The sequence below is a fragment of the Cognatishimia sp. SS12 genome (assembly GCF_028369055.1).
In the GTDB taxonomy this organism is placed as follows: domain Bacteria; phylum Pseudomonadota; class Alphaproteobacteria; order Rhodobacterales; family Rhodobacteraceae; genus Cognatishimia.
The window spans coordinates 26684-51393 of record NZ_JAQNCZ010000007.1 but is presented as its reverse complement, the minus strand read 5'-3'; the positions used below and the strand labels follow the sequence as shown (position 1 = coordinate 51393).

At 57.5% G+C, this 24710-nt stretch carries 25 protein-coding genes; 11 read left to right on the top strand and 14 right to left on the bottom strand.

Annotated elements, in window-relative coordinates:
* Positions 1 to 274 precede the first annotated feature (274 nt).
* From N6L24_RS14935 to N6L24_RS14915, 5 genes are read left to right on the top strand one after another with little or no spacing between them, the layout of a single operon-like run.
* Entirely contained in the window at positions 275 to 1138 is an 864-nt protein-coding gene (locus N6L24_RS14935; RefSeq protein WP_271845508.1) for an FAD binding domain-containing protein, read from the top strand.
* On the top strand, positions 1135 to 1614 hold the full coding sequence (locus N6L24_RS14930) for a (2Fe-2S)-binding protein (RefSeq protein ID WP_271845507.1): 480 nt from the start codon (positions 1135 to 1137) through the stop codon (positions 1612 to 1614). Before N6L24_RS14935 ends, N6L24_RS14930 begins: the two co-directional genes overlap by 4 nt.
* Positions 1614 to 3869, top strand: coding sequence for a xanthine dehydrogenase family protein molybdopterin-binding subunit (locus tag N6L24_RS14925; RefSeq protein ID WP_271845506.1), 2256 nt, complete (start codon positions 1614 to 1616; stop codon positions 3867 to 3869). The genes N6L24_RS14930 and N6L24_RS14925 overlap by 1 nt, the downstream gene beginning before the upstream one ends.
* Positions 3862 to 4107, top strand: a complete 246-nt coding sequence (locus tag N6L24_RS14920) for a MoaD/ThiS family protein (RefSeq protein ID WP_271845505.1) — start codon at positions 3862 to 3864, stop codon at positions 4105 to 4107. Before N6L24_RS14925 ends, N6L24_RS14920 begins: the two co-directional genes overlap by 8 nt.
* Positions 4108 to 4166: 59 nt before the next feature.
* Positions 4167 to 4697, top strand: coding sequence for a peroxiredoxin-like family protein (locus N6L24_RS14915; protein WP_271845504.1), 531 nt, complete (start codon positions 4167 to 4169; stop codon positions 4695 to 4697).
* Between the two features lie 7 nt (positions 4698 to 4704).
* Here N6L24_RS14915 and N6L24_RS14910 read toward each other — a convergent pair whose 3' ends face one another.
* From N6L24_RS14910 to N6L24_RS14885, 6 genes are all read right to left on the bottom strand, one after another.
* Positions 4705 to 5616 carry an XdhC family protein gene (locus N6L24_RS14910; protein ID WP_271845503.1) on the bottom strand — a complete coding sequence of 304 codons (912 nt, stop codon included), beginning with the start codon at positions 5614 to 5616 and terminating at the stop codon, positions 4705 to 4707.
* A gap of 105 nt (positions 5617 to 5721) precedes the next feature.
* Entirely contained in the window at positions 5722 to 6726 is a 1005-nt protein-coding gene (locus N6L24_RS14905; RefSeq protein ID WP_271845502.1) for an aldo/keto reductase, read from the bottom strand.
* Positions 6727 to 6743: 17 nt separating this feature from the next.
* Positions 6744 to 7679 (bottom strand): amidohydrolase family protein, encoded by a 936-nt coding sequence (locus N6L24_RS14900; protein ID WP_271845501.1) that lies wholly within the window; start codon positions 7677 to 7679, stop codon positions 6744 to 6746.
* A complete protein-coding gene (locus N6L24_RS14895) occupies positions 7676 to 9106 on the bottom strand; it encodes a sulfatase-like hydrolase/transferase (protein WP_271845500.1) in 1431 nt (476 codons plus the stop codon). The genes N6L24_RS14900 and N6L24_RS14895 overlap by 4 nt, the downstream gene beginning before the upstream one ends.
* Positions 9107 to 9282: 176 nt before the next feature.
* A complete protein-coding gene (locus N6L24_RS14890) occupies positions 9283 to 10404 on the bottom strand; it encodes a M14 family metallopeptidase (protein ID WP_271845499.1) in 1122 nt (373 codons plus the stop codon).
* A gap of 112 nt (positions 10405 to 10516) precedes the next feature.
* The gene (locus N6L24_RS14885) at positions 10517 to 11437 is read right to left on the bottom strand and encodes a LysR family transcriptional regulator (protein WP_271845498.1); all 921 of its coding nucleotides are present in this window, start codon (positions 11435 to 11437) and stop codon (positions 10517 to 10519) included.
* A 186-nt stretch (positions 11438 to 11623) separates the two neighbouring features.
* Between N6L24_RS14885 and N6L24_RS14880 the strand changes: the two genes are divergently transcribed.
* The 5 genes from N6L24_RS14880 (at position 11624) to N6L24_RS14860 (ending at position 16571) form a co-directional block, all read left to right on the top strand.
* On the top strand, positions 11624 to 12673 hold the full coding sequence (locus tag N6L24_RS14880) for an ABC transporter substrate-binding protein (RefSeq protein WP_271845497.1): 1050 nt from the start codon (positions 11624 to 11626) through the stop codon (positions 12671 to 12673).
* Between the two features lie 83 nt (positions 12674 to 12756).
* Positions 12757 to 13806 (top strand): ABC transporter ATP-binding protein, encoded by a 1050-nt coding sequence (locus N6L24_RS14875; RefSeq protein ID WP_271845496.1) that lies wholly within the window; start codon positions 12757 to 12759, stop codon positions 13804 to 13806.
* A complete protein-coding gene (locus N6L24_RS14870; RefSeq protein WP_271845495.1) occupies positions 13788 to 14654 on the top strand; it encodes an ABC transporter permease in 867 nt (288 codons plus the stop codon). Before N6L24_RS14875 ends, N6L24_RS14870 begins: the two co-directional genes overlap by 19 nt.
* The gene (locus tag N6L24_RS14865) at positions 14651 to 15442 is read left to right on the top strand and encodes an ABC transporter permease (RefSeq protein ID WP_271845494.1); all 792 of its coding nucleotides are present in this window, start codon (positions 14651 to 14653) and stop codon (positions 15440 to 15442) included. The genes N6L24_RS14870 and N6L24_RS14865 overlap by 4 nt, the downstream gene beginning before the upstream one ends.
* Positions 15443 to 15470: 28 nt before the next feature.
* Complete coding sequence (locus tag N6L24_RS14860) at positions 15471 to 16571, top strand: DUF917 domain-containing protein (RefSeq protein ID WP_271845493.1); 1101 nt, start codon at positions 15471 to 15473, stop codon at positions 16569 to 16571.
* Between the two features lie 87 nt (positions 16572 to 16658).
* On the opposite strand, the gene N6L24_RS14855 is transcribed toward N6L24_RS14860, so the two are convergent.
* Genes N6L24_RS14855 through N6L24_RS14845 form a run of 3 tightly spaced genes read right to left on the bottom strand, consistent with a single transcriptional unit; the run spans position 16659 to position 19451 of the window.
* The gene (locus N6L24_RS14855; RefSeq protein WP_271845492.1) at positions 16659 to 16856 is read right to left on the bottom strand and encodes a DUF2783 domain-containing protein; all 198 of its coding nucleotides are present in this window, start codon (positions 16854 to 16856) and stop codon (positions 16659 to 16661) included.
* Entirely contained in the window at positions 16844 to 18478 is a 1635-nt protein-coding gene (locus tag N6L24_RS14850) for an FAD-dependent oxidoreductase (RefSeq protein ID WP_271845491.1), read from the bottom strand. The genes N6L24_RS14855 and N6L24_RS14850 overlap by 13 nt, the downstream gene beginning before the upstream one ends.
* A gap of 22 nt (positions 18479 to 18500) precedes the next feature.
* Positions 18501 to 19451, bottom strand: a complete 951-nt coding sequence (locus N6L24_RS14845) for an MBL fold metallo-hydrolase (RefSeq protein WP_271845490.1) — start codon at positions 19449 to 19451, stop codon at positions 18501 to 18503.
* A 220-nt stretch (positions 19452 to 19671) separates the two neighbouring features.
* On the opposite strand from N6L24_RS14845, the gene N6L24_RS14840 reads away from it, so the two are divergent.
* Positions 19672 to 20115: a MarR family winged helix-turn-helix transcriptional regulator gene (locus N6L24_RS14840; RefSeq protein WP_271845489.1), complete on the top strand. Its 444-nt coding sequence runs from the start codon at positions 19672 to 19674 to the stop codon at positions 20113 to 20115.
* On the opposite strand, the gene N6L24_RS14835 is transcribed toward N6L24_RS14840, so the two are convergent.
* The 5 genes from N6L24_RS14835 to N6L24_RS14815 are packed head-to-tail and all read right to left on the bottom strand — an operon-like array spanning position 20103 to position 24679.
* Complete coding sequence (locus N6L24_RS14835; protein ID WP_271845488.1) at positions 20103 to 20801, bottom strand: ABC transporter ATP-binding protein; 699 nt, start codon at positions 20799 to 20801, stop codon at positions 20103 to 20105. The two genes, N6L24_RS14840 and N6L24_RS14835, sit on opposite strands and share 13 nt — an antisense overlap.
* A 9-nt stretch (positions 20802 to 20810) precedes the next feature.
* Complete coding sequence (locus N6L24_RS14830) at positions 20811 to 21515, bottom strand: ABC transporter ATP-binding protein (protein WP_271845487.1); 705 nt, start codon at positions 21513 to 21515, stop codon at positions 20811 to 20813.
* Positions 21508 to 22479, bottom strand: coding sequence for a branched-chain amino acid ABC transporter permease (locus N6L24_RS14825; RefSeq protein WP_271845486.1), 972 nt, complete (start codon positions 22477 to 22479; stop codon positions 21508 to 21510). The genes N6L24_RS14830 and N6L24_RS14825 overlap by 8 nt, the downstream gene beginning before the upstream one ends.
* Before the next feature lie 4 nt (positions 22480 to 22483).
* Positions 22484 to 23359 carry a branched-chain amino acid ABC transporter permease gene (locus N6L24_RS14820; RefSeq protein WP_271845485.1) on the bottom strand — a complete coding sequence of 292 codons (876 nt, stop codon included), beginning with the start codon at positions 23357 to 23359 and terminating at the stop codon, positions 22484 to 22486.
* Between the two features lie 57 nt (positions 23360 to 23416).
* The gene (locus N6L24_RS14815; RefSeq protein WP_271845484.1) at positions 23417 to 24679 is read right to left on the bottom strand and encodes an ABC transporter substrate-binding protein; all 1263 of its coding nucleotides are present in this window, start codon (positions 24677 to 24679) and stop codon (positions 23417 to 23419) included.
* Positions 24680 to 24710 lie beyond the last annotated feature (31 nt).

Here is a 24710-nt window from a genome sequence, read left to right as displayed (position 1 = left end):
CTTTGTCATTGGGTGTAGACATCACGCACATTTTCTCAGCGCCTGTGCGCGCCACGCCTCAGCGTAGCGGCAATGATCGACCACCAAATCTGAGCAATCAAGACTTGCCACTATGTGAGTGCTAGTATATTAGTTCACATACAGTACAATGAAGCCGTAGGCAAGCCAGATCACAGTATACCGTCGGCGGGGAATTCCCGGGCCAGGTGTATTTGTCGTTTTGAAATGCGCCTCCCATGCGTAAGCTTGCTCTTGGTGAAATCAGGGAAAATCGATGAAGTATCACAAACCAACAAGCTTCAAAGAAGCTGTCGCTTTGGCCGAGGGGGCCGAAGGTGTCACGCGGTTCCTTGCGGGGGGCACGGACGTTCTTGTGCAATTACGCCTGGATATTGTCACGCCCGATACGCTGGTGGATATGAAAGCCATTGCAGGGGTGAAAGACATCACACGCAATGAGGATGGCAGCTGGGATATCGGCGTGGCCGTCTCCGGTGCTGAAATGACCGAGCATCCGACATTGGGCAAAGAATGGCCTGGTCTCGTGGAGGCGATGGATCTCATCGGGTCTACACAGGTGCAGGGCCGGGCGACGCTGGTGGGGAATCTCTGCAATGGCTCGCCCGCAGCCGATAGCGTGCCCGCCTTGATGGCGACGGGGGCGGTTGTGACTGTTGAGGGCAAAAACGGCACCCGTCAATTGGCCGTGGCTGATGTGCCAACCGGGCCGGGCAAGACCAGTTTGGCAGCCCATGAGGTCATTACCAATATTCACATACCACCCCGTGGGCAAAACGCAGCGGATGCCTATGAACGGTTCATTCCGCGCACGGAAATGGACATCGCCGTGGTCGGCTGCGCCGTCAATTTGCGTCTGGATGGTGACAAGATCGTTGAGGCCACCGTTGTTATGGGGGCCGTTGCGCCAACAATCCGTATCGTGCCTGACGCTGCCAAAGCGATCATCGGCACCACGCTGGACGACGCGGCCAAAGACAAACTGGCCGAAGCGGTGCGCGCGGCCTGCCAGCCGATTGACGACAAACGTGGCACGATTGAATTTCGCGTACATGTGGCGGGCGTGCTCGCCAAACGTGTGGCGCAAACCGCCTATGACCGAGCGAGGACAGCACATTGAGCAACCAAGCAGTATCAACAACCGTAAACGGAGATCCCGTTCAATTTGTATGTGACCCGCGCGAAACGCTTTTGGATGTGTTGCGCGACCGCATTGGCCTCACCGGATCAAAAGAGGGTTGTGGCACCGGCGACTGCGGGGCCTGCTCTGTCACGGTGGATGGGCGGCTGGTCTGCTCCTGCCTCGTGCTTGGCGTTGAGGCCGAAGGCAAGAAAATCGAAACCGTGGAAGGCATTGCAGAGGGGCCAAATCTGCACGTGCTGCAAGAAAAGATCATTGAGCACGCGGCATTGCAATGCGGGATCTGCACACCCGGCATTCTGGTCGCGGCCAAAAATCTTTTGGAAAAGAACACCAACCCGACGGAAACCGAAATTCGGTATTGGCTGGCTGGCAACCTGTGCCGCTGCACCGGGTATGACAAAATTGTTCGCGCGGTTCAGGCCGCGGCTGAAGACCTACGAAAGGCAGGCTGATGGCGTTTGATACACAGACTGAAAAACAGTTCAAATATATCGGGACGCGGCCCAAGCGCCAGGATGGGGTCGATAAGGTCACGGGGCACGCGCTTTACGGGGCGGATACTTATAAGGCCGGGATGCTGCATGGGGCGATTGTACGTTCCCCGCATGCGCACGCGCGGATCATTAAGATTGACACCTCAAAGGCCGAAGCGCTCGACGGCGTCAAGGCGGTGGTGACACGCGCGGATTTCGCAACCGGGCTTACTGGTGAAAACTGGAACATTCTTGAAAACATCATGGCGGATAAGACCGCGCTTTATGATGGGCATGCCATTGCGGCGATTGCGGCAACATCTAACCTGATCGCGCGGGATGCGGTGAAGTTGGTTGAGGTGGAATATGAAATTCTGCCCCATGTCACCGATATCAAAGAGGCGATATCAGAGGGCGCACCGATCATTCGCGAAAGCTCTATCGAAGCCAATGTGCCGCCGGATCATCACAAGAACATCACCCGCCGTTTTGAATGCGGCAAAGGGGATGTGGACGTCGGCTTTGCCGAAGCCGACCTGATCGTAGAGCGTGATTTCACGACCGAGGCAGCGCACCAGGGTTATATTGAGCCGCATGCCTGCCTGGCGCATATGACAGCGGATGGCAAAGGTGAACTTTGGTGCACAACCCAAGGCCATTATAATGTGCAGCGCATCTGCGCCGCGCTTCTGGGCATGGAAACCAGTCAGCTGCGCGTGACCGCCTCTGAAATTGGCGGCGGCTTTGGGGCCAAAACCACGGTGTTCATCGACCCGGTGGCGCTGGCCTTGTCGCGCAAGGCGAACCGTCCGGTCAAAATGGTTATGACACGCTCAGAGGTGCTGCGCGCGACCGGGCCTGCGTCGTCGTCGTGGTCAACTGTCAAAGTCGGAATGAAGAAAGACGGCACCATTACCGCCGCGCAGGCGACCTACCGCTTGCAGGGCGGGGCCTTTCCAAGCGCGCCGTCTGAATCGCCGGCGCAGGTGACTTTTGCGCCTTATGATATCGAGCACGCCGAGATGGTCGGCCTGTCGGTTATGACCAACCGTCCCAAACAGGCCGCATTCCGTGCGCCGGGTGCCCCGATGGGGGTGTTTGCCTCTGAGCAAGTGCTCGATGAAATGGCGCAAGAGCTGGGGATCGACCCGATCGAGCTGCGGCTGAAAAACGCCGCCAAGGAAGGCACCCGCGGTGTGCATGGCCCGACCTTTAAGCGCATTGGCCTGATTGAAACACTAGAGGCCGCCAAGGCGCACCCGCATTACAGTATTCCGCTGAAAGAAAATCAGGGGCGCGGCGTGGCCTGTGGCTTCTGGTTCAACTTTGGCGGCTCGACCTCGGTGTCCATGGCGCTTTCAGAGGACGGCTCCGTGGCCCTGTCGATTGGCACGCCGGATATTGGCGGCTCGCGCGCGTCGATGGCGTTGATGGCGGCTGAGGTACTGGGGATTCCTTATGAGGATATTCGCGTCACCGTCGCTGACACCGCATCCTTGGGCTATAACGACAATACGCATGGCTCGCGCGTGACCTATGCCGTGGGCCTCGCCACGATTGAGGCCTGCCGCAGCGCGGTGAAAGAGATGTGCAAACGCGCGGCGCTCAAGTGGGGTATCGACGAAGAGGCCGTGAGCTGGGAAGATGGCTATGCCAAACCGTCCGGCCCGAACGCCGGGGATTTTGAGCCGCTGCCGCTGAAGGCGATTGCCTCTGAAATGACCAAAACCGGTGGGCCGATCAATGGCCATTTTGAGGCCTCGCCCAACACGGCGGGACCGGGGTTTGCCACCCATCTTGTCGATGTTGAAGTGGACCCTGAAACCGGCAAAACCACGGTTCTGCGCTATACCGTTGTGATGGATGCTGGCAAGGCGATCCACCCTGACTATGTCGAAGGGCAAATGCAGGGCGGCGCGGTGCAGGGCATCGGCTGGGCGCTGAACGAAGAATATGTCTATGGCAAAGACGGGCGGCTTCAGAACACTGTCTTCCTGGATTACCGGGTGCCGGTGGCCTCAGATCTGCCGATGATTGACTGTGTGATCATCGAGGTGCCCAATCCGGGCCATCCGTTTGGTGTGCGCGGGGTTGGGGAAACCTCGATCGTGCCGCCGCTTGGCGCAGTGGCCAACGCGGTGTCAAACGCGACAGGTGTGCGTCAAACCGATCTGCCAATGTCACCGCCTCGCGTTCTGAAAGGGATTTTGGAGAAGCAAAAGGCCAATGGTTAAAGTTGAGCTCTGGGCAGGATTGCGGGCCTTCACCGGCGGCGAACGCACGGTTGAAGTCGACGCAAAAAACATCAGAGAGTTGCTTCAGGCGCTCTCTGATGCCTATCCGGGGCTGAAACCCATCTTGGACGAAGGGGTATCGGTTGCGATTGATGGCGAGATATTTGCCGACAGTCTGATCGAACCTGTGGGCCCCGAGAATGAAATTGTTCTGATGCAGAAAATCCGGGGCGGCTGAGCGCAGGGCACCCTCTGACATTCGCATATGCAAACCAACATTGACCTGAGGAGGTTCCGATGACCCATAAGCTCGTCCCTGGTTCAACTTTGCCAGATATTTCCGTGCCGCAGTTTGGCGGCGGCGCGCTGACGCTTAATCGCCCGACAACGGGCTATGACTGGCGGTTGATCATTGTTTATCGTGGCAAACATTGTGGTGTGTGCACGCTGTATTTGCAGGACATGAAAGCCTTGGTCGACGATCTTGGCGCGCTGGGTGTAGAGGTCGTTGCCGTGTCTGCGGACACCGAGGAAAAAGCCGCCATCCAACTTGAGAAGGTGAAACCCAACTTTACCATTGGGCATGACCTGAGCGTTGCGCAAATGAAAGAGCTGGGTCTTTATATCTCTGACCCGCGTTCCTTGCAGGAAACCGATGCGCCGTTTTCTGAACCCGGCTTGTTTGTCATCGATCAAAACGGCGTCATTCAGATTGTCGATCTGGCCAATAATCCATTTATGCGCCCGGACCTGACCTGGCTCATGAAAGGGATCAAGTTTGTGCGCAATCCCGACAACAATTATCCGATCCGCGGAACCAAAACCTAAGGCGCGCTTATTCTGGGGTGTTGGCCAGCGCCAGAATTTCCGCAAGGACCGAAACGGACAGCGTGCGCGGATCGCGGGTTGACGGGATCAAACCAATGGGACCACGCAGGCGGTCCAGCGGCGCGGTGACACCCTGGGCAACCAGCGCCGCGTCCCGCGCCGCACGCGCCCGTTGGCTGCCTTGCGCGCCGATATAAAACGCCTTTGTTTCAAGCGCCTGCGCCAAAATGCCCGGCTCAACCTCATGATCATGAAAAAACAGCGTCACGGCGGTGCGGTGATCGACGGCAAAACCGTCAGGAAAGTTCAGCGATGGCGACAGCGCCGTTGCGACCCGGTTTTCTGCGGCTTGGGCCAGTGTTTCGGGATCATTGGACACCAGCAGGTGATCATAGTCTGATGCGGCCAGCAACGATGCAAAGGTCACCGCCTCGGGTCCCTTGCCAAAGACTAGAAACCGAAGCGGCGGTTCAAAACACACATTCAACCGTTCGGCCTGGCGATAGGTGCTGTGATTTGCACTTTGTGCAATGGCACCGTCGGTCACGTTGATGGACATGGCCGTTGTTGCGCGGCGGGCACGACACTGGATCAGATGGTCGATCACCGCTTGGTCAGGGCGTGGCAAAACGCAAATTTCCAACCCGCCGCCGCAGGGCAATTGAATGTCAAAGAATGGCGAGCCGTTTCCATAACGCAAAAGGGTGGGCTGCCCACGGTCCAAGGCGCGCAGGGCGTGCTGCACAACGTCAGCCTCAATGCAGCCAGAGGACAGCATGCCCGTTGTCTGCCCCTCGGCGTCAATCGCCATCATAGCACCAAGCGGGCGATAAGACGGCCCATCGACCAGCGAAATCACAGCAAGCGCTGCGCTTTCGGTTTGATGCAGCGCAGCGAGAATGTCAGTGGTTGAGATCATAGAAAGTGCGGCGGCCTGAGTGTGAAAAGAGGCGTCATGCGCCCCTCTTCACTTTGTCGATATTTTACCTGAATATCAAGTTTGTTCCAGATAATTCGCCACGGCCTAGGTCTGAATTCCGATCTGCGCGAGGTCGGACCACAGCGCGTCAGGCACCTCAGCCCGGATCGCTGTGGCGCAGTCGCGCACCTCGGCCACCGTGCGCATGCCCGGCACCACTGAGGCCACAGCTTTGTGGCGCAGCGGGAATTGCAGCGCCGCGGCGGTCATGGACACCCCGTGGCTGTTGCAAATATCGCGAATGCTTTCAAGCCGGCTCAGGATTTCGGGGCTGGGCTTTTGATACATATAAAGCGCCTTGGCAGGCTCTGGGGCCACCAAGAGGCCCGAGGCAAAGGGGCTGCCCAGCAGAATGGAGCGGCCTTGCGCCGCGCAGGTGGCCAGAAATTCTGCCCCAGCGGCCTGATCGAGCAGATGGTAGTGCCCGGCCATCATGTAACAGTCAAAATCGCCCTCGGCATTGAATCTTTTCAGCATGGTGAGGGAATTGTTGCCGACCCCCAGCGCCTTTACGGTGCCTTCGCTGCGCAATTGTTCCAGCGCGCGATACCCGTCGGACATGCATTGTGAAAACATTGCTTCAAGCGCCGGGCCATCGTGGTTGGCCGGGTCGATATTATGGATGTGCAGAATGTCGATCGACGGGATGCCAAGGCGCTGAATGCTGTCTTCGACAGACCGCATAATACCGTCATAGGTATAGTTGTTGATCAACGAAAAGGGCAGGGGATCTTCGAAAATACCGGCGGCATTGTCCGCGCTTAGGCTGTCGGGGCTGGCGGGTTGCAACAGCCGCCCGACTTTGGTTGAGGTCACAAAATCCCGTTCCGCACGGTTGCGCAGCGCGGCCCCCAGTCGGTGCTCTGCCAAGCCGTGCCCATAAAGCGGCGCGACGTCAAAATACCGAATGCCCTGCTGAAAGGCTTCGTCCAGTGCCGCCATCGCCTCTGCGTCGCTCAATTTGGTTGGATAATTGCCAAGCGGGACACAGCCAAACGCCAGTTGCGTAACGTTCAGGTCCGTTGATCCGACGGGATTTGTGGGCAGCATAGGGGGCTCCAGAAAGGTTAAAGGCGGTAGAAGCGGTGGGCCGTCTCATGGAAAACAGCCCTGAGATCCGCGTCCTTTTCAGACTGCAACGCCGCAATATGCGCGGCAAGCAGATCAGGGTAACGGGCAAAGAGGCGATCGACCGGAAAGTTTGACCCAAAGCAGAGTCGCTCAGGACCAAAGATATCAAAAACGCGGCGGACCATTTCGGTCATGCTTGCCACGCTCCAATGCCAATCGCCCATGGCAAGACCGGACAGTTTGCAGATGACATTCGGGGCCTTTGCTATGTCCCGCAGCCCCTCTTGCCAAAGCTCAATGCCCTCGCTGCTGCGGTCTAGTGGCAGGCCGGCGTGGGTCAGCGCAATCGGCAGATCGCCGACGTTTTCTGCCATATTGCGCGCGGCCTGTAGCATGTCAGGCCGCGCTTGCAGATCAAAGTTGAGGCCGCGCGCTGCCAGCGTCTTAAGGCCCGCGAGGAAGCGCGGGTCCGAAATGAGTTCAAGTCCAGCGGGGGGCTGTGGGCGCTGCGTCATCATGCGAACGCCGCGGAACTCACTGCTTTGCATATGCGCATCCAGCACGTCGGCAAGGTTCTCCGCCAGCAGATCGGCGTGGCCAACAATGGCGTCTGGTCCGCCTGCCAAGGCTGACAGCCAACGTGTTTCGCCCGCCGGATCCACAAAGCCGCGCCAATGCGCTTCGATATGGACACGTTTCGCCACCACGACCTCGCCGTGGTCCGCCGCAAAATCCGCAGGCAGATAGCTTTGGCGGATCGCGGCGTAATCGCCAAAATGGGCCTTGACCGGGCTTTCTTGCAGCCACGGGTAATGGTTGGCCGCCAAATCCCACTGATGAAAATGCGCATCCACAATCGGGCCGACGCGCGCCAACAATTCGGCCCGCTGTGCGGGGTGAATGCGCAGATGTTCAGGGTTCGGGCGCGTCAAGAAAACGTGGCCTCCACACCCGGGGGGGGCGAAAACCCAAAGTCGCCGCGGTCAATGATGGCCTGGGCCCCGCCCAGTTCCTCGACGCGCGCAGCCTGCGCCGTGATCGCTTGTTGATGGACATTCTCGGGGTGCAATTTGGCATAGAGTATGGTTTTCAACCGCTGCAACACTTCAGAATAAGCGGGGTCGTTGGCCACATCTGTCAGCTCGTTTGGATCATTTTTCAGGTCAAAGAGTTGCGGTTCGTAAAGCGCATAATGCACATATTTATAGTCGCCATGGCGCAGCATGAAGGCGCCACTGCGTGATCCGGTGGCATGATATTCTGAAAACACGGGCTCATTGCTGTCGCCAAACAGATCCTGGGAGCCAAACCCTTCGCCGCTGAGGCCTGTGGACTGCAGCACAAAGCGGGATACATCGATCAGGGATCGTGCTTCATCGCGCACCGCGCCCTCTGCGATATCAGCCCCGGCGACAATCAGCGGAATGCCGGCGCTTTCTTCGTACATATTTGATTTGCCCCACAGCCCCCGGGTGCCAAGATTGTCGCCATGGTCGCTGGTGTAAACGATCCGGGTGTTTTCAAGCTGTCCGGTTTCTTCAAGCGCGGCCACGATGGCCCCGACCTGGGCGTCAATAAAGCTGACCAGCCCGAGGTACCCCTGCATGGCGCGGCGTACATCTGCGTCGGTTTTGAAATGGTCATCATAGGCAATCGTGCGCCTATAATCCGAAAGGTACGGATGGTTTGGCCGATCCGCATCTGTGCGCTGACCGGGGAGGGGCAGGTCGACGTCATTGTACAGATCGTAGAACTCTTGCGGCGCAGTCAGCGGAAAGTGCGGACAGACAAATGAAACAAACAGCGCCCAAGGTTTGTCTTGCTCTGCCGGGGCATCCTCGCGAATAAACCGCTGTGCCCGTTTGGAAATTTCGCGGTCATAGGTGGTGTAGACGCTTTCGCCCGGCCCTGCCATTTTGGCCATTTTATCCGCCGCACCGCGTGGCTCGGTCCGGTCGCGCAGCAGTCCAAGCGCATCGCCGACGCCACCCACGATGTTCATCGGCACCTCGGAAACGCTGAAGCCGTTGTCATCACCGTCATGGCCCCGGAAATGTAATTTGCCAATCGAGCGTACATGATGCCCCGCATCACGCAGCTTATGGTGCCAGCTTTCTGGCGCGCCGGTATAGGCAAAGGCATTGCACCACGCGCCGATTTCGTGCGGCAGCTTGCCGGTTGCAAAGGCTGAGCGCGCGGGCACGCAGATTGGGCTGGGGGTATAGGCATTGGTGAACCGGGTGCCACGGGCAGCCAAGGCGTCCAGATGTGGAGTTTTGGCGATCTTGTGGCCAGCGCAACCCAGAAAATCCCGGCGGTGTTCGTCCGCCATGATGACGATGGTGTTCTGGGCTTTCATACTGCGGTCCTCGTTCAAGAATTCTACAACTATATCACAACGCGCCATGCGCGAGATGGCCCGCGCGGTCATCCAATCGCGCGGGCCATTATTCATAATATGTTTTTTAAAACTTGCAAGCGCGGCTGGGCGGATCAGCGCAAAGGCGCTGAGCCTAAATCAAGGGTGCGCCAGGCCTAAAGGTCAAAATGCTTTGCTATAGGTGCCAGCACCGCGCGACCCAGCGCTTTGCTGTGGTCAACGCCCCAGCCCGCAATTGGATCGGGGCGGGCGGCATTGTCTTTGAATGGCATTTCAATCGTCATCGCAAGACAGCCAAATCTGTGACCAATCTGGCTGCAGGCGATGGACAGGTCTGCGGCGCCGGGGGCGTCAGGCGGGTACCCGTTTTTTACAGAAAAGTCAGGGTTTTCTGCGCGGAAGTTCACGCGAAATTTTCGATCTTGCTCCGCCATTTCTTCCGTAAAGCCCGGAATGCCTTCGCAGCCAGCCGCAAAGACAAATCGGAATTCTTCATCACCATGTATGTCCAGAAAGGCATCGACGCCGCGCTGATCCATCAAGGCGCGCACGCCAGCGACCTCGGGGCAGGTTTCCGGGGAGGGGTCTGCCCAGGCGCGATTGAGATCAATGCCTGCGGCATTGGTGCGCAGGTGCCCCGCGACACTGCCATCCGGGTTCATGTTGGGGACAAGGTAAAACGCCAATGACTGGCGCAGTTTGGTGGCCAAGGCATCCTGCGGGTCAATCAGCCGGTCAATCAGCCCTTCCATGAACCATTCTGCCATCGGCTCACCGGGGTGTTGACGGGCAATGATCCAAATGGCCGGGGCATCGGCGGCGTGATTGCCAAGCGCCAGCACTTCGATCGTGCGGCCCTCGACGGTTGGAATGGCCGCGTGCAGCCGGCAAAATTCAGACGACAGCGCCCGGCCGACCAACGCTTGATGCTGCGCGGCGGAGTAGGGCGGAGACAGCGCCACGTAAAGGACATCTGACTCATTGTTGTGCTCAAACGTCAAAAGGCTATCGGCATAGCGCGTTGGTGCGCGAAACCAGTTTTCGCCATCAACCGACAGCACAACCGACCCATCAGGCCAGGCTTCGGGGTAGGCGGCGTCCCCGGCGTTCACAATGCGAAAACAACACTGTTGGCCCGCGCCGCCCAAGACGCGGAAATAGAACCATTGGGCATGGCCTGAGCGCGTATCGGGTTGAATTTTCAGATCAATCGCCCGTGGATTGTCGCATGAGACGACCTCAATATTCCCGCCGTCAAACCCCGCATCAATGTACATATTGCCCCTCAATATTACTGGCCACGCCCTGCGTGCCCAGATTTGCTAACGCTTCGGGGGGCCGGGAAACAGACCGTATGGCTGATGAATTCATCGCCCGATCTGATGCAAGTTAGGGCAGGGTCCGCAGGCTCTGCATTTCTTCCCAAAACTTCACGGCCACATCGTTTGGCGTCCCGGATTGCAGACGCACAGCATGAATTTCCGAAACGATTTCATAGCGGTCATGCGCGACGGGGCAGAGCGCGCCGCTGTCCACCCAATTCTTGGCGTAATGGAGCGGGATCAGCCCAACATGTGTGCCCGCCAATGTCAGGTACGTGGTTGATTCAATATTGCCTTGGGACACTTCGGCGTTTTCATCCAGCAAATGAATTTCCAGGCTTTCATCAATTGGATTGTTCAAGAAGCTATGGGCAGAGATTTTGCTTTGCTTCAGCAACTCATATTGGGCATCCGCGTCCGTGGTTTGCGCGCAGGGATGATGCGGCGCGCAGAACAGACCGCTTTTTTCATCATAAAGGTGCAAAGTCTCAAGGTCATCCGGGGCTTTGGCGGCCCATGTGGTGCCGACTACCACAATATCCAGCCGGCCCGCGCGCAATTCGGTCAGGCTGTCCAAATAGTCGTACACACCAATACGGATGCGCAATTGCGCGAACGCGCCATGAACCGCAGCGATGGCCTGGGTGACGGGGTTTGCCGCATCCGTCACCAAACAATCGACGACGCCAATGCGAATGAGCTGCGTAGACCTGCTGCCAATTTCGTTCAATCGCGCCGCATAGCTGTCAAGGTGATTGAGCAGTTGCTCGGTTTCATCGAGAACTGCTTTTCCCGCAATCGTCAAAGAAAACCCCTGACGTCCGCGATTGCAAAGACGCACGTTCAGGCGCTGTTCCAAATTGGCGATATGCGCACTGATCGCAGGCTGGCTGATTCCAAGCTGTGCCTGCGCTTTCACAAAGCCGCCGGTTTCAGCAACTGCTTTGAATACGCGCAGAAGGCGCAAGTCGATGTCTGATAAACGCATATCCGCTCCGTCAGAACTGTTTGAAATTGAAGCTGAATTCACAAGTATGTTGCATAGCTTATACGTGCATCAGCCAATTGATATGGTTTCTGAACATGTACGTATCATAGAGTCGATGAAACGCAAAAAGTCACCAAAGACAAGCCCAAATCGCGGCTCGTCATGTCTGTACAGGGGGTTCTGATTATGAATTCAGCACGCAAAAATATCTTCGCCGTTGGCTTCGCGCTGGCATCGGTCTCTGCAGTGTCTGCAGAAGAAATCACCGTCAGCGCTTGGGGGGGCTTCTTTGAAGAAACCCTGAAAACTGTGATCTATCCGGGGTTCACCGAAGAAACTGGCATTGAGGTGCGTTCGATTGCGCAGCCCGCCGACCAGGCTTGGCTGACCCAGCTGACAAATGCCGCGCGGGCCAAACAAGCGCCCGCCGATCTTTCGTTGGTTGCGGACGAAGTCTTCATCCGTGGTCAATCCATCGGGCTTTGGGCGAACCTTGATGCCGCCGATATCCCCAACACCGCAACCCTGCTGGATGGCTTTACCAAAGTCAGCGACGAAGGCAATCTGAACGCCGTTGGCGCGCTCTCCTGGTTCACCACCTTCGTGACCAATACCGACGCGGTTTCCGATGCTCCAGCCTCTTGGGCTGATCTTTGGGAGCGTGACTGGGATGGCAAGCTTGGTTTGACCTCCAACTCCAACAGCGGCCTGATCGAAGCAACGGCACTGACTTTCTTTGATGGCTATGAAACCATGCAAACCCGCGAAGGTCTGGAAAAGATCATCGCGAAAATTGCTGAACTGAAACCGCAGGTGCAGCTGTGGTATCGTGACGAAGGCCAATTCCAGCAGAGCCTTGAGGCGGGTGAACTGGCAGGTGGTCTTTACTATCACGATGTGACCATGCTCTCGGCCGCCGATGGCCGCCCTGTCACCTCCACCTTCCCGAAAGAGGGCGGTATTCTGGGGGACGCCTATTGGATCGTGCCACGCGATTCCAAAAACATCGACGCGGCAGAGCAGTTCATCAACTACATGATCCGCCCTGACATTCAGGCCAAACTGGTTCGCAACCTGGGTGTTGCCCCGGTTGCCAAACGCGACGCGATGGACCTAAGCGATGAAGAATTCGCCGCCGTCAGCTCCACCGGGACACCGATCCGCAACCAGACCGAAGTTCACCTGCGTGAAGGCGACTGGCTGTCGGACAAATATCTTGAGATGATCTCTCGCTAAGCCTCGCGGCCCAAAATTTTAACTGCATCAGATCGGCACAGGGTGCCACCCGGTTGCCGGTCTGAATAGAGGAAGTTCTTCTTATGGCCACGTTGTCTCTTTCAAACATCCAAAAATCGTTTGGCACATTTCAAGCCTTGCGTGACGTGAACCTCGACATTCGTTCTGGCGAATTTATCTGCCTTCTGGGCGGTTCCGGCTGTGGCAAGACCACATTGCTCCGCATTATCGCCGGGCTGGAAGAGATGACATCGGGCAACCTGCTGCTTGAGAATTCGGACCTTTCCTCGATTGAATGCCATAAGCGTAACGTCGGTATGGTCTTTCAAAGCCTCGCGTTGTTTCCGCATCTCAACGTCGGGGACAACATTGCCTATGGGCTTGAGGTGCGCGGCGTTGCAAAGTCAAAACGCAGGCAGAAAGCAACCGATCTTTTGGAGGTTGTGGGCCTGTCAGGGCTTTATGAACGCAAGGTTTCGGCCCTGTCTGGCGGTCAACGTCAGCGGGTGGCCATTGCCCGTGCCTTGGCAATTGAACCAAAGCTCTTCCTGATGGACGAACCTTTCAGCGCGCTCGATGCGGGCCTGCGCGAACATTTGCAGATCGAGGTCAAAAAGCTTCAGCGCAAACTGGGCGTGACCACGATTTTTGTGACCCACGATCAACACGAAGCCATGTCGATTGCGGATCGCATCGTGATTTTGAACGAAGGGCGCATTGAACAGGCCGGGACACCGACCGAAGTTTATGCGCGGCCGCAAACACGGTTTGTGGCCGACTTCATGGGCACCAACAATATTTTCAGCCCGATCTTTACGCCGGGCGCAGACGCCATGCTTGAAGACGCCAATCTGGGGCGGCCAAGCGGCGAGTTGGGGCAGTGGAGCGGCAAGCACACCGTTGCGGTGCGGCCGGAGTATTTGCAATTGAAACCGGCAAGTGCGGACAGCACAGGTCTGGTTGGCACGGTCGATTTTGTCCGCCTGCTGGGCGCGTCAATTGAAACAGAGCTGAGCGTAGGCGATCGCAGCTTTGTTCACACAATGGTTTCCGACCGGGCACCGCAGTTCGCGGTTGGGGACAGCGTTGAAATCAGCTTTGATTTTGACCATGCATGGGTGATCCCGTCATGAAAGGCAAAGCTGTCCCACATTTGATCGGCGTCTTCCCCTTGGGGATGATGAGCCTGTTTTTCCTCGCCCCGCTGGCCTTTATGGTGATGGTCAGCTTCTATGAACGCGACCCGCTGGGGTTCTTCAACGAAGCCTTTGTGTGGGACAACTACGCAAAATTCTTCTCCAGTTTTTACTATACCATTTCGTTGCGCTCGCTCTGGTCGGCGTCACTGGGTGCGGTCCTGGTTGTTCTGCTGGCTTTTCCGGCAATGTATATCATCGTCGATATGGCGCGCCGCTGGCAGCTGTTCTGGGTGATCCTGCTTTTGTCGCTGATGTGCCTGAGTGAGGTCATCATCGGGTTCGCCTGGCTCATCCTGTTCTCTGAAAACTCGGGTATCCCGAAATTCATGGGCTGGATCGGCGTTTGGGAAAACCCGCGTTCATTGTCGCCCAGTTTCGGCGCGATGATGGTGGGGTATGTCACGCTCGGATTTTCACTGGTGGCCCTGATGTTCCTGCCGCAGCTGGCGCGCCGGGATCGCAGCATCGAAGAGGCGGCGCTGACACTGGGCACGCCCCCGATGCAGGTCTTTTCCAAAGTGATCCTGCCCAATTTCAAAGCGGGGATCGTTTCGGCGCTTGTGACGATGTTCGTATATTTCCTTGGTGTTTTCGTCATGCCAACCATGTTGGGCCGCCCGCAGGATTGGAACATGACTGTGATCATCACCGACAAAGCGGTCGGTGACGCCAATATGCCGCTGGGGGCGGCGCTGTCGGTGATCATGCTGATCTTTACCCTGTTTATCATCGGGGCTCTGACCTACGCCTCGCGCAACAAAGACAAGGGGGCGCTGACATGATCCCGATATTCAAACGTCTCTTCGTCACCGCGATTGCTGTCGGTCTGATCCTGCCCTTTGTGATTGTGGCCGGGGTGTCCATCAACTCAGCAAGCAATATTTCCTTCCCGCCGAGCGAGCTGTCGCTGAAGTGGTACACCCAGCTTTTGACAGAGCCCGACTGGCTGCTGCCAATCCGCAACTCGCTGTCGATTGCAGCCGTTGCAGGCTTTATCGCCGTCAGTATCGCTCTGGCCGCGAACTACGTGCTGTGGCGTCTGAAATCCGGCTTTGGCAAGTTGGTGTTTGGTTTGGGTCTGGGGCCCTTCATGCTGCCGCCGATCATCATTGCCATGGGGGCGAGTGTCTTTTGGGCTGAAATGGGGTTCTACGGACGTGTTGAGGCCACGGTCATTTCGCATGGCGTGTTCTTCGTGACGCTGCCGCTGGTGATCTTGGCGCGCGGCTTTGCGGCGCTGTCAGATGACGTGATCGAGGCCTCGCGGACCATGGGCGCAACGCCCTGGCAGACCTTTGTCAAAGTGATTTTCCCGCTGGTACTGCCCTATGCCATTACGGGTTACGCGCTGGTCGCTATCATCTCGGTCAACGAATATCTGATCTCATACATGGTGTCAGGCTTTGTCGTCGAAACGCTGCCGATCCGCATTTTTAACAACGTGCGCTATGGCTACACGCCGGTCGTTGCCTCCGCAGCAATGGGCTTTGCCCTGCTGACCATCGGAACGCTTCTGGTTCTGTCGATGTTCACGGACCTTCTCAAATTGCTGGGCGCCTCGCGCGACTGAGCCAGCGTTACTTTTTCGGATAAGAACTATGAAAAAACTGACTCGTCAGAATTTGGAAGATATTCTCTACGGGGCCACCATTTTGGGCACCGGCGGAGGCGGGGAGCTGTCAACTGGGTTTGCGCTGATTGATGATGCGCTGGCCAAAGGCAAAAGCTTTACCATGGTGAGTCTGGATGAAGCGCCGCAAGATGCTTTGGTCTGTACGCCTTACATGCTGGGCGCAATCTCGCCCTTGCCGCCGGAAGAAGAAAAGAAATACGCGCGCCTGCCGCGTATCGAAGAGCCGTCCATTCTTGCGGCCTATCGCCGGTTCGAATCCTATCTGGGCCGCAAATTCTACGGGACGATATCATGTGAATTGGGTGGGTCGAACACTGCAACCGCATTTTATGCAGCGGCGATGTCTGATGCCTATATCATCGACGCAGACCCAGCAGGCCGCGCGGTGCCAGAAATTACGCACTCTACCTATTATATCAACAGCTTACCTGCCGCTCCTATTGTGGCGGCCAATGCCTTTGGCGAGACGATCATCTGCGAAAATGTCATGGATGATGAGCGGGCCGAACATATTGTACGGGCACTGTCGGTGGTGAGCCGCAATGATATTGCCGCGATTGACCACGCGCTGGAAGTCAAAGACATCAAACATGCGGTCATTCCGGGTGCAATTTCGATGGCGATGCGGATGGGCGAAGCCTGGCGTTTGGCCAAAGAGGCCGGCGCGGATATCCCCGATGTCATTGCCAAGGAAGGCAAAGGCGCAGTTGTGTTCCGCGGTGTGGTTGGCGAAAACGCCTGGAAAACCGAAGAGGGCTTTACCATTGGCGATATCACAATCGCTGGGTCTGATGCCAATGACGGTGACACCTATAAGATCTGGTTGAAGAACGAGAACATGATTGGCTGGGTCAACGGCGAGGTGCACGCCACCATTCCTGACCTGATTTGCCTGATCGATACCGAAACCGGCGCGCCGATTACCAATCCGAATTATTATACGGGACAAAAGGTAGCGGTGGTTGTCCTGCCGGCGCCCGAGCCTTTCACCACACCCAAGGGACTGGCTGCCTTCGGGCCAGCCTATGCGGGGCTGGATCAGCCATACCGTCCCGCCATTAGCTGAACAACGGCGCTGCTGATCGCTGGTCTGAAGACTTAAGAATAACCGCACGCCCAGTTCGGGAGCGCGGTCATCTTAACATAATGACAATTATGGGCGCTTAAGCTGCGCGGCCTCCAGGGCCTGCTCCAGCACCCCAAGCTCGCCAATATGGTTGGCAAGAATGAGGATGAGCCGCGCGTTGTAGGATTGGCTCTCCTCCTCGCTCAGGCTGTCTTGCACATCAATCAGCCGTTCATAAAATGCATCGGCGCGGCCGATATTCGGGGTTGTGATCAAGCGAGGCATAGTTCTTCCTTTCCGCACGCGCGCGCCAGCGCACTGGCAACATCGTTATCGTCATATGTCGTCCAACGGGCCGCCACGTGCTGATCGGGGCGGATCAGATAGACCGCTTGGGGCGCTGTCCCCAGATAGCGCGCCCGGAGCAGCTCTAGCGACGGATCATTGATATCAAGCGTTATGCCTTTGACAATGATACCGTCGATCTCTTGGCGTTTTGGGACATCCATCCCGAGGCCGAGCAACACGAATTCTGTGCCCAGCATGTCCAGTAGATACCCGCCAGCGACCGGCGCGTCTGGGCAGGCACTGCCCACGCGGCTGCGCGCCGGGCCTGTGACAGCGTCAGATCCGTTCAGTGACAGCCCATCATAGGTGCAGGGCACCGACAGACGCCCCGAATTGACAAAGGGGCGCGCAAATTCAAAGCGCTCTGACAGGTCAAGAACCGCGTTTCGAAAGCAATAGCTGTTCTTGGATTTGGGGGTGATGAAATCGGTGGATCGCGTTGAATTGCGAATGTTTTCCTCAGCGCCATACACCCGTTCTTCCGAATAGCTGTCCAGCAGGCTCTCTGGCGCCTTGCCCTGCACGACAAGCCCGAGTTTCCAGCCCAGGTTATCGACATCCTGCATGCCCGAGTTCGCACCGCGCGCGCCAAATGGCGATACCTGATGCGCGCTGTCGCCCGCAAAGATCACCCGCCCGTGGCGGAATTTTTCCATACGCTTGCATTGGAAGGTATAGATTGAGGACCACACCAGTTCATATTCGACATCATCGCCGAGCATCGCATCCAAACGTTTGCGGATATTGTCTTCCTTCAGCTCTTCTTTGCGGTCGGCATCCCAGCCGATCTGAAAATCAATGCGCCAAATGTCGTCTGGCTGCCGATGCATGAGCGCGGACGCCCCGGATTTAAAATGGGGCTCAAACCAGAACCACCGTTCGGTTGGGTAGTCGGCCAGCATGCGAATGTCGGCAATCAAGAAACTGTCTTTGAAAACGCGGCCCTCAAAATCCAGCCCCATCATCCCGCGCAGCGGAGAATTGGCCCCATCACAGCCGATCAGCCAATCGGCTTCCAGCTGGTATGATCCTTCAGGCGTCTGTACCGTCAGCGCGACGCGATCTGCGTTGGGCGTGACAGTTTCCACGCGATTGCGGCCGCGAATTTCGATCGGCGCGCCCTTGGCAATTTCGGTTTGAATCTGTTCAAACAGGAAGCGTTCGAAATAGGGTTGCTGCAGGTTGATGAACGCCGGGTTGCGGTGCCCGTCCTCGGGCAGAAGGTTGAATTCAAAAACCTGCCGGTCGTCGTGAAAGACTTTGCCAACACTCCAGACCACACCCTTGTCCAGCATCGCGCTGCCGCAGCCATAGCGATCGGCGATTTCAAGCGTGCGCTTTGAAAAGCAAATCGCGCGGCTGCCCTTGCCGATGCCTTCATGGTCATCCAGAACCAGAACCGGCACGCCTTGCCGCCCGAGGTCCAGCGCGGTGGCAAGACCAATTGGCCCTGCCCCCATAACAATCACCGGATGGCGCGCGGCCTTGGGTTTGTCCTGATCCGCTGAACGCGCATAGGGATAGAGTTTGAATGCAAGTGAATATCGGTCCTGCAGCATGGCGGATCCTCCCGTGTCCTGATTAGTTCTGCAGCGCGTTCCACATCTCTTTGTCGCGCGCGGCGGTCCAGACGCGGGGCGTGTCAATGCCGCGCGCTTCGTCATAGGCCCGCGCGACGTTGAACGGCAGGCAGTGTTCGTAAATCGCGTAATCTTTGAATTTTTCGTCACAAGAAGCCCGCACCGCATCCCAGGCTTCTTTGAGGCTGCCGCCCCGCGCGGCCACGCGCTCTACAGGTTTATAGGTGGAACTGATGAAATCCTCGGTCGCGGCCAGCGCCTTTGCCACCATCTCTTCGCCAACCAGCGCATCGCCACGGCCCGGAGCAATTGATTTCGGCTCAAACGCGGCGATATTGGCCAGTGTATCGGCCCAATCTGAGAAATGCCCATCGCCGCAGTAGCAGGCAGAATGATATTCAACGATATCGCCGGTGAACATCACCTCCTGATCGGGCACCCAGACCACGGCATCACCCGCCGTATGGGCGCGGCCCAAATGCATAATGTCGACGCGGCGCTTGCCAAGATAGACGGTCATACTGTCGCTGAATGTGGTGGTCGGCCAGGTCAGGCCTGGAATTTCCTCATGGCCCTGAAACAGCCGTGGGAAGCGGTCAAATTCTGAATCCCAATCCTCTTGGCCCCGCTCTGCAACCATCGCCCGTGCCGTGTCGGACATGATGATCTCCCGCGCGCCATAGGCGGACGCCCCCAAAACCCGCACCGCGTGGTAATGGGTCAGCACCACATGGCTGATCGGTTTATCTGTGACCGAACGCACGCATTCAATCACCTTGCGCGCCAGGCGTGGTGTGGCCTGCGCTTCGATAATCATCACGCTGTCATCGCCAATGATTACCCCTGTGTTGGGGTCGCCTTCGGCGGTGAAGGCATACAGACCTTCGCCGATTTGGGTGAAGCTGATTTCTTTGTCTTCCATGTCACCGACGGATGCAAAGGCCTTGGACATTTCGTTCTCCTGTTCGCGTTTCTGCCGCGCTTTGACTGAGTCGCGGGCTTTGGTCTAAAATTCGTTACATATGCAACTAAGTCAAGATATTTGTTACACATGAAACCAAAATTCGCTATGAAGGGACATCGCTATTCCGGCCCAAAAGGCCTATGTGACTGTGATGCGGATTTTTCCGCGACCAACGACTGGTGAACTTGGAAACGACGTGGGCGACGCCATGAAGGACGAAAAAATCTATAAGCTGGACGATTTCCTGCCATATCTACTGAACCAAGCAGCAGATGCGTTGAGTATGGAATTCCAGCAGCATTACCGCGACCAATACGGCATGCTGCGCACGGAATGGCGGGTGCTGTTTCATTTGGGCAGCTTTGGGGATCTGACGGCCAAAAGTATTTGCGAACGCTCCAACATTCACAAAACAAAGGTCTCGCGCGCGGTGAATGCCCTTGAAAGCAAGGGGTATGTCACGCGCCAGACCCTTAAGAATGATCGCCGCCATTCGATGCTGTCGCTATCGGACGCTGGAAAGCGCGTCTATGATGACCTCAAGTCCAAAGCCATCGACTATGACGCGGACCTGCGGCGCAGCTTGTCAGCGGATGAAAACCGCGTGCTGCGCGACGTTCTCAGCCGTTTCATGCACACTCATCCCAAATAAGCGCGCTCAAGGATGCTGCGGTCCGCCTTCAGTTCTGCGGGGGTGCCCGAATAGCTCAACCGCCCTTGCGTCAGAACATGGGCCCGGTCTGCGACGTCCAAGGCCAGATGGGTGAATTGTTCGATCAGCAAGATCCCCATGCCACCATCGCGCAGCTTGCGCACCACCGCGACCAGCCGCTCAATGATGACCGGCGCGAGGCCCAAAGACATTTCGTCCAGCAAGAGAAATTTGGGCCGCGAAACCAGCGCCTGCGCGATGGCCACCATCTGCTGTTGCCCGCCCGATAGGTTGCCGGCCGCCTGGCCGGATTTCTCCCGCAGCTCGGGAAAGACCAAAAAGGCGTTTTCAACCGAACCTTCTAAATCTTGATCGCTGAGGTTGGGCCCAGCGGCGCGCAGATTATCGAGCACAGACAGCCCGCTGAGGGTCTGGTGCCCTTCTGGAACGGCGGCAATACCCTGCGCCCGGATCGCTTGCGGGGATTGGCGCGCAACCTCTGTGCCGTCAATCTGCACCCGGCCGGTCAAAGGCATGATGCCGGCGATGCCGAGCACCAGTTCAGATTTCCCCGCCCCATTCGGGCCAAGCAGAGCAACAATTTCGCCTTGCTTCAGATCAAGCGAAACCCCGTCAACGACACGGCGGGTTTCCCCTTCGATGGTGATATCGGTCAGTTCTAGCATCACAGCTCCTTACCGACCCAAATAGGCCGTTTTAACAACTTCGTCTTCAAGCACGGCATTGGTGTTGCCAAAGGCAATCAGCTTGCCAAAATCCAGCACCGCTGTTGACGCACAGACATCGCGGATCAGGTCGACGTCGTGATCCACCAGTAGAATTTGCGCACCATATTCTGGGTGAATGCCGCGGATCACCCGTCGCAAATGCTGCATTTCGGCCTGCGACAGGCCGCCGCCCGGTTCATCCAAAAGAATGAGACGCGGCGCGCCGACAAGGCATTTTGCAATCTCGGTCATGCGACGTTGATAGGGATTGAGGCTGCGGCCCATCTTGCTGCTGATATTTTGAATGCCCACAAAATCCAGCGCGTGGTGCACCGCTTCTTTGCATTGCGCGCGGCTCAGCCCCTTGCTGTCAAGCATTGCCAAGAGGTGATCCGCAACGCTGAGATCGGGCACGATCTGCACCTTTTGAAAGCTGCGCGCCAATCCCCAGCGCGCGCGTTCATGCGGCGCAAGATCCGACAGGCTGGTGCCATGAACGGAAATCCGCCCCCCGGCCTGCCGCACAAACCCGGAAAAGGCGTTCACCAAAGTTGTCTTGCCCGCGCCATTCGGCCCGATCAGGCCAACAACATCGTCCGCAATTTCCAACGTCACGTTGTCCAGCGCGACGACGCCGCCAAATTTGACTGTGACATCTGCAATCTCAATCATCGGAGCCTCCCCGGTTGAATGCGCCCAAAATCTGACCGGCAATGCCCTGCGGGGCTGTCATGATGGCATGCATCAATGCGGCCCCGAATATGATCATGGCGACATCCGCGCTAAGCCCGAGATCGTTAAAAAGCGCGGGCAGCAGTTTATAGAGCAGCCCGGCCACGATTGCCCCGACCCAGCTAAAGACGCCACCGACAACGGCCAAGGCAAAGAGCAAAATCCCCTCCCCCGCCAGGAAGCTGCGCGCATCAAGTTGACCGAGGGCACCCGCCAGCAGGGCACCGGCGGTCCCGGCCAGAAGACCGGACAAGGCAAAGGCCCAAAGCTTGTAAAGCGTGACATTGACGCCGGTCGCCATGGCGTTGGCCTCAGATTGCCGGATCATGGCCCAGGCACGCCCCGGCGCAGTGATTTTGTGCAGGCCGATCACGCCAAATCCGATGGCCATGAAAATGAGCGTATAGCGATAATAGCCAACATCACTTTCTGCGAACCCCGGGCGGCGCACCTCGCTTGCGGACTTCTGGGCGACACCCCAGAACCCCTCGCCGCCATTGGGGAACTGGAAAGCATTAAAGAATATCTGGAACAGCGCCGCGACCATCAAGGTCACGAGGGCAAGATAAAGGCCGCGCATCCGCAGCGCGGGCAGTGCAAAAATCGCGCCGATTACTCCGGTCAGCGTGCCCGCAATTAGCACCAGCAAGGTGACAGGCAGGTCCGTGGCATAATTCAGGCGCAGCGCGATCCATCCGCCGACCCCGATCAAGGCGATCTGGGCCAGGTTGATCAGACCAAGCTGCGCATAGACAAGCGCCACACCGGCAGCGGCCAGGGCAAAAATTGCAGCCGAGGTCAGCACTTTGATCCAAAGCGCCCCCAGCATGAGCGGCAGCGCAATCAGCGCCAATATCAACAGGCCAAGGCCTGTCAGGGTTGCGTAAGAAAATATGCGTCCCATCGGTTCACTCCTTGGTCGCAAAGGTCAGTGTGGTGCTGCGCTGCATCCAAAGGATCATCAGTCCGGCGATGACAAAGGGGGTCATCGCGCGCAGCGGGGCCAGAGGTTTGTAAAGGGTAAGCATCGCTTCGACGACGCCAATTACCAATCCGCCCACGAGTGTCATCGGAAGCGAGGTCAGGCGCCCCACAATCGCTGCTGCCGTGGCCGGAATAACCATGAAGGTGATCACCGTCGGCTCCAGCCGGACAAGAGAGCCAAACAACAGACCAGTGCCACCTGCAAGCGCCCCGGAAATCCCCCAAGCCAGGGTTTCTACTTTGACGATCGGGATGCCGATCAAGGCCGCATGATCGCGATTGTCTGCGAGCGAACGCATGTTCAATCCCATGCGCGAACGATCAAGATACAGGATCATGATCACCACGGCCGCCATCGCCACAGCCAGCGCGATAATCCGGGTCACAGTGACGCGCACGCCCAAAAGCGTGACCGCGATTTTGTCGGTTGGCAGGCTCAGCTTGCGCAGGCTGTCGTCCCAAAGCAAGCCCATCAGACCAAGCAGGATCAGCATATAGCCCAGCGTTGCCACCGCTTTGACAGCGGGTTCGCGCCAGGCCAGCGCTGGGGCCAGTAGGCGCCCATAAAGCACGCTCAGCGCGATGCCGGTCAGCAAAGCCGCAAGCCACGAGACTGGCTGCCAAGCCCCCCACTCTGCCACTTGCCAAGCGACCATTGCCGCAGCGGCGGCCATCGCCCCATAGGCGAAATTGAGAAACCCGGTAGAGCGGCGCAGGATCACCAGACCAATGCCAGCGAGGGCATAAAGCGACCCAACCGCGAGGCCCGAGACCAGAAAAAGACCATAGACTTTCAACATGAAAATTCCTTTCAGGGCGGGCGGCCTTGCGCCACGCCGCCCTTCTGGGGAGAGAGGTTAGTTCAAGCCAAGGGCGGCTTCTTGCGCCAGAATTGGCTCCAGGTAGTTGGTGTCGATGTCATAACAATCGCGCACCAGCTCAAACCCGCCGTCCTTGAAAACCACCATGCGGCCCGAATGGTTCGGCATGTGGCGGTCCGCAATGCCGACATAATATGGGTCACACAGCAGGTCGGATTTGACGCCCACGATGTCCTGAATGGTTTTCGTGACGGTGGGGCGATCAATACTGTCTGCATCCAGTTCCAGCAGCGCATCCACAAAGAACTTTGCCGAGATGTAGCCTGACTGGCTGAAGGTATCGCGACGATCGCCGTCTTTGCCGAAGGCATCCATCACCTTGACCCAGTTCTGGTTGTCCGGCCCTGCGCTGTCGAATTGGTTCAGCTCGATGTTTACATAAAGATGCTCAGACCAGTAATCGCCCAGCACCTCGCCCACGCCCGGCTCATAGAGCGGGGTTGGCGATACCCATTTGAACATCTCGCGACCGCCCTGCTCTTCTGCGACCTTCAGCAGACCAATCGCAGGCCCCGCTGGCAGCATCAACAGAATGGTGTCGACACCTTCGGCCAGCGCCTGCAAATAGACAGAGTTGAGGTCCACCGCAGTTGGGTCCATCAGGATGGATGTGCCCTGCAGCCCCTTGCTGGCCATATATTCATTCATCCAATCACAGGCCCAGCCACCGTTGTTCGGGATGTTAAAGCCAATGCAGGCGGCGTTTGTGCTGCCCAGTTCTTCGATGGCAAATTTCAGCGCGCCGATGCCCGATGGCAGCGGCCCCTGGTTGGTCGATACGATGTGGCTGCTTTCATAACATTCAGAAATCGCGCAGCCCGAGGCCATGACCATCACGTCCTCGGCGGCATAAAGCGAAGCGTTCACCGCCATTTCGACAACAGATCCGTTGCCGACCAAGGCCACGACCTCTTCATCCTTGACCAGCTTCGTTGCGACCTGCCCGGCCAGTTCCGGGTTCCATTGATCATTTTCAACGATGTATTCGATGGGGCGGCCATGGATGCCGCCATTGGCATTCACACAATCAAAATAGGCCGCGGCAGCATCGGTTCCGCCCGAAAAGTCGCCCGGAGGCGCGTTTCCATTGATGCCGCCCACTTTGATCGGTGCGCCGGTTGCCGCTTGGCCGGTGTTCAGGCCGCAATGGGGTTTGGCATCCTCAGCGGCTGCGGAATTTGACATGAGCGAGAGGCAAAGCGCCGCCGCCCCTGTCGCCAGGGTGAATTGAAGTTTCATAGTGGTCTCCTGTTGAGAAAGAACCCCGGTT

Coding starts and splice junctions, on each gene's coding strand:
- N6L24_RS14920 (WP_271845505.1), top strand. CDS start 3,862: ATGGTTAAAGTTGAGCTCTGGGCAGGATTGCGGGCCTTCACCGGCGGC.
- N6L24_RS14850 (WP_271845491.1), bottom strand. CDS start 18,478: ATGCTGCAGGACCGATATTCACTTGCATTCAAACTCTATCCCTATGCG.
- N6L24_RS14895 (WP_271845500.1), bottom strand. CDS start 9,106: ATGAAAGCCCAGAACACCATCGTCATCATGGCGGACGAACACCGCCGG.
- N6L24_RS14890 (WP_271845499.1), bottom strand. CDS start 10,404: ATGTACATTGATGCGGGGTTTGACGGCGGGAATATTGAGGTCGTCTCA.
- N6L24_RS14925 (WP_271845506.1), top strand. CDS start 1,614: ATGGCGTTTGATACACAGACTGAAAAACAGTTCAAATATATCGGGACG.
- N6L24_RS14885 (WP_271845498.1), bottom strand. CDS start 11,437: ATGCGTTTATCAGACATCGACTTGCGCCTTCTGCGCGTATTCAAAGCA.
- N6L24_RS14915 (WP_271845504.1), top strand. CDS start 4,167: ATGACCCATAAGCTCGTCCCTGGTTCAACTTTGCCAGATATTTCCGTG.
- N6L24_RS14905 (WP_271845502.1), bottom strand. CDS start 6,726: ATGCTGCCCACAAATCCCGTCGGATCAACGGACCTGAACGTTACGCAA.
- N6L24_RS14820 (WP_271845485.1), bottom strand. CDS start 23,359: ATGTTGAAAGTCTATGGTCTTTTTCTGGTCTCGGGCCTCGCGGTTGGG.
- N6L24_RS14910 (WP_271845503.1), bottom strand. CDS start 5,616: ATGATCTCAACCACTGACATTCTCGCTGCGCTGCATCAAACCGAAAGC.
- N6L24_RS14855 (WP_271845492.1), bottom strand. CDS start 16,856: ATGCCTCGCTTGATCACAACCCCGAATATCGGCCGCGCCGATGCATTT.
- N6L24_RS14815 (WP_271845484.1), bottom strand. CDS start 24,679: ATGAAACTTCAATTCACCCTGGCGACAGGGGCGGCGGCGCTTTGCCTC.
- N6L24_RS14835 (WP_271845488.1), bottom strand. CDS start 20,801: ATGCTAGAACTGACCGATATCACCATCGAAGGGGAAACCCGCCGTGTC.
- N6L24_RS14825 (WP_271845486.1), bottom strand. CDS start 22,479: ATGGGACGCATATTTTCTTACGCAACCCTGACAGGCCTTGGCCTGTTG.
- N6L24_RS14840 (WP_271845489.1), top strand. CDS start 19,672: ATGAAGGACGAAAAAATCTATAAGCTGGACGATTTCCTGCCATATCTA.
- N6L24_RS14845 (WP_271845490.1), bottom strand. CDS start 19,451: ATGTCCAAGGCCTTTGCATCCGTCGGTGACATGGAAGACAAAGAAATC.
- N6L24_RS14875 (WP_271845496.1), top strand. CDS start 12,757: ATGGCCACGTTGTCTCTTTCAAACATCCAAAAATCGTTTGGCACATTT.
- N6L24_RS14870 (WP_271845495.1), top strand. CDS start 13,788: ATGGGTGATCCCGTCATGAAAGGCAAAGCTGTCCCACATTTGATCGGC.
- N6L24_RS14880 (WP_271845497.1), top strand. CDS start 11,624: ATGAATTCAGCACGCAAAAATATCTTCGCCGTTGGCTTCGCGCTGGCA.
- N6L24_RS14935 (WP_271845508.1), top strand. CDS start 275: ATGAAGTATCACAAACCAACAAGCTTCAAAGAAGCTGTCGCTTTGGCC.
- N6L24_RS14865 (WP_271845494.1), top strand. CDS start 14,651: ATGATCCCGATATTCAAACGTCTCTTCGTCACCGCGATTGCTGTCGGT.
- N6L24_RS14830 (WP_271845487.1), bottom strand. CDS start 21,515: ATGATTGAGATTGCAGATGTCACAGTCAAATTTGGCGGCGTCGTCGCG.
- N6L24_RS14860 (WP_271845493.1), top strand. CDS start 15,471: ATGAAAAAACTGACTCGTCAGAATTTGGAAGATATTCTCTACGGGGCC.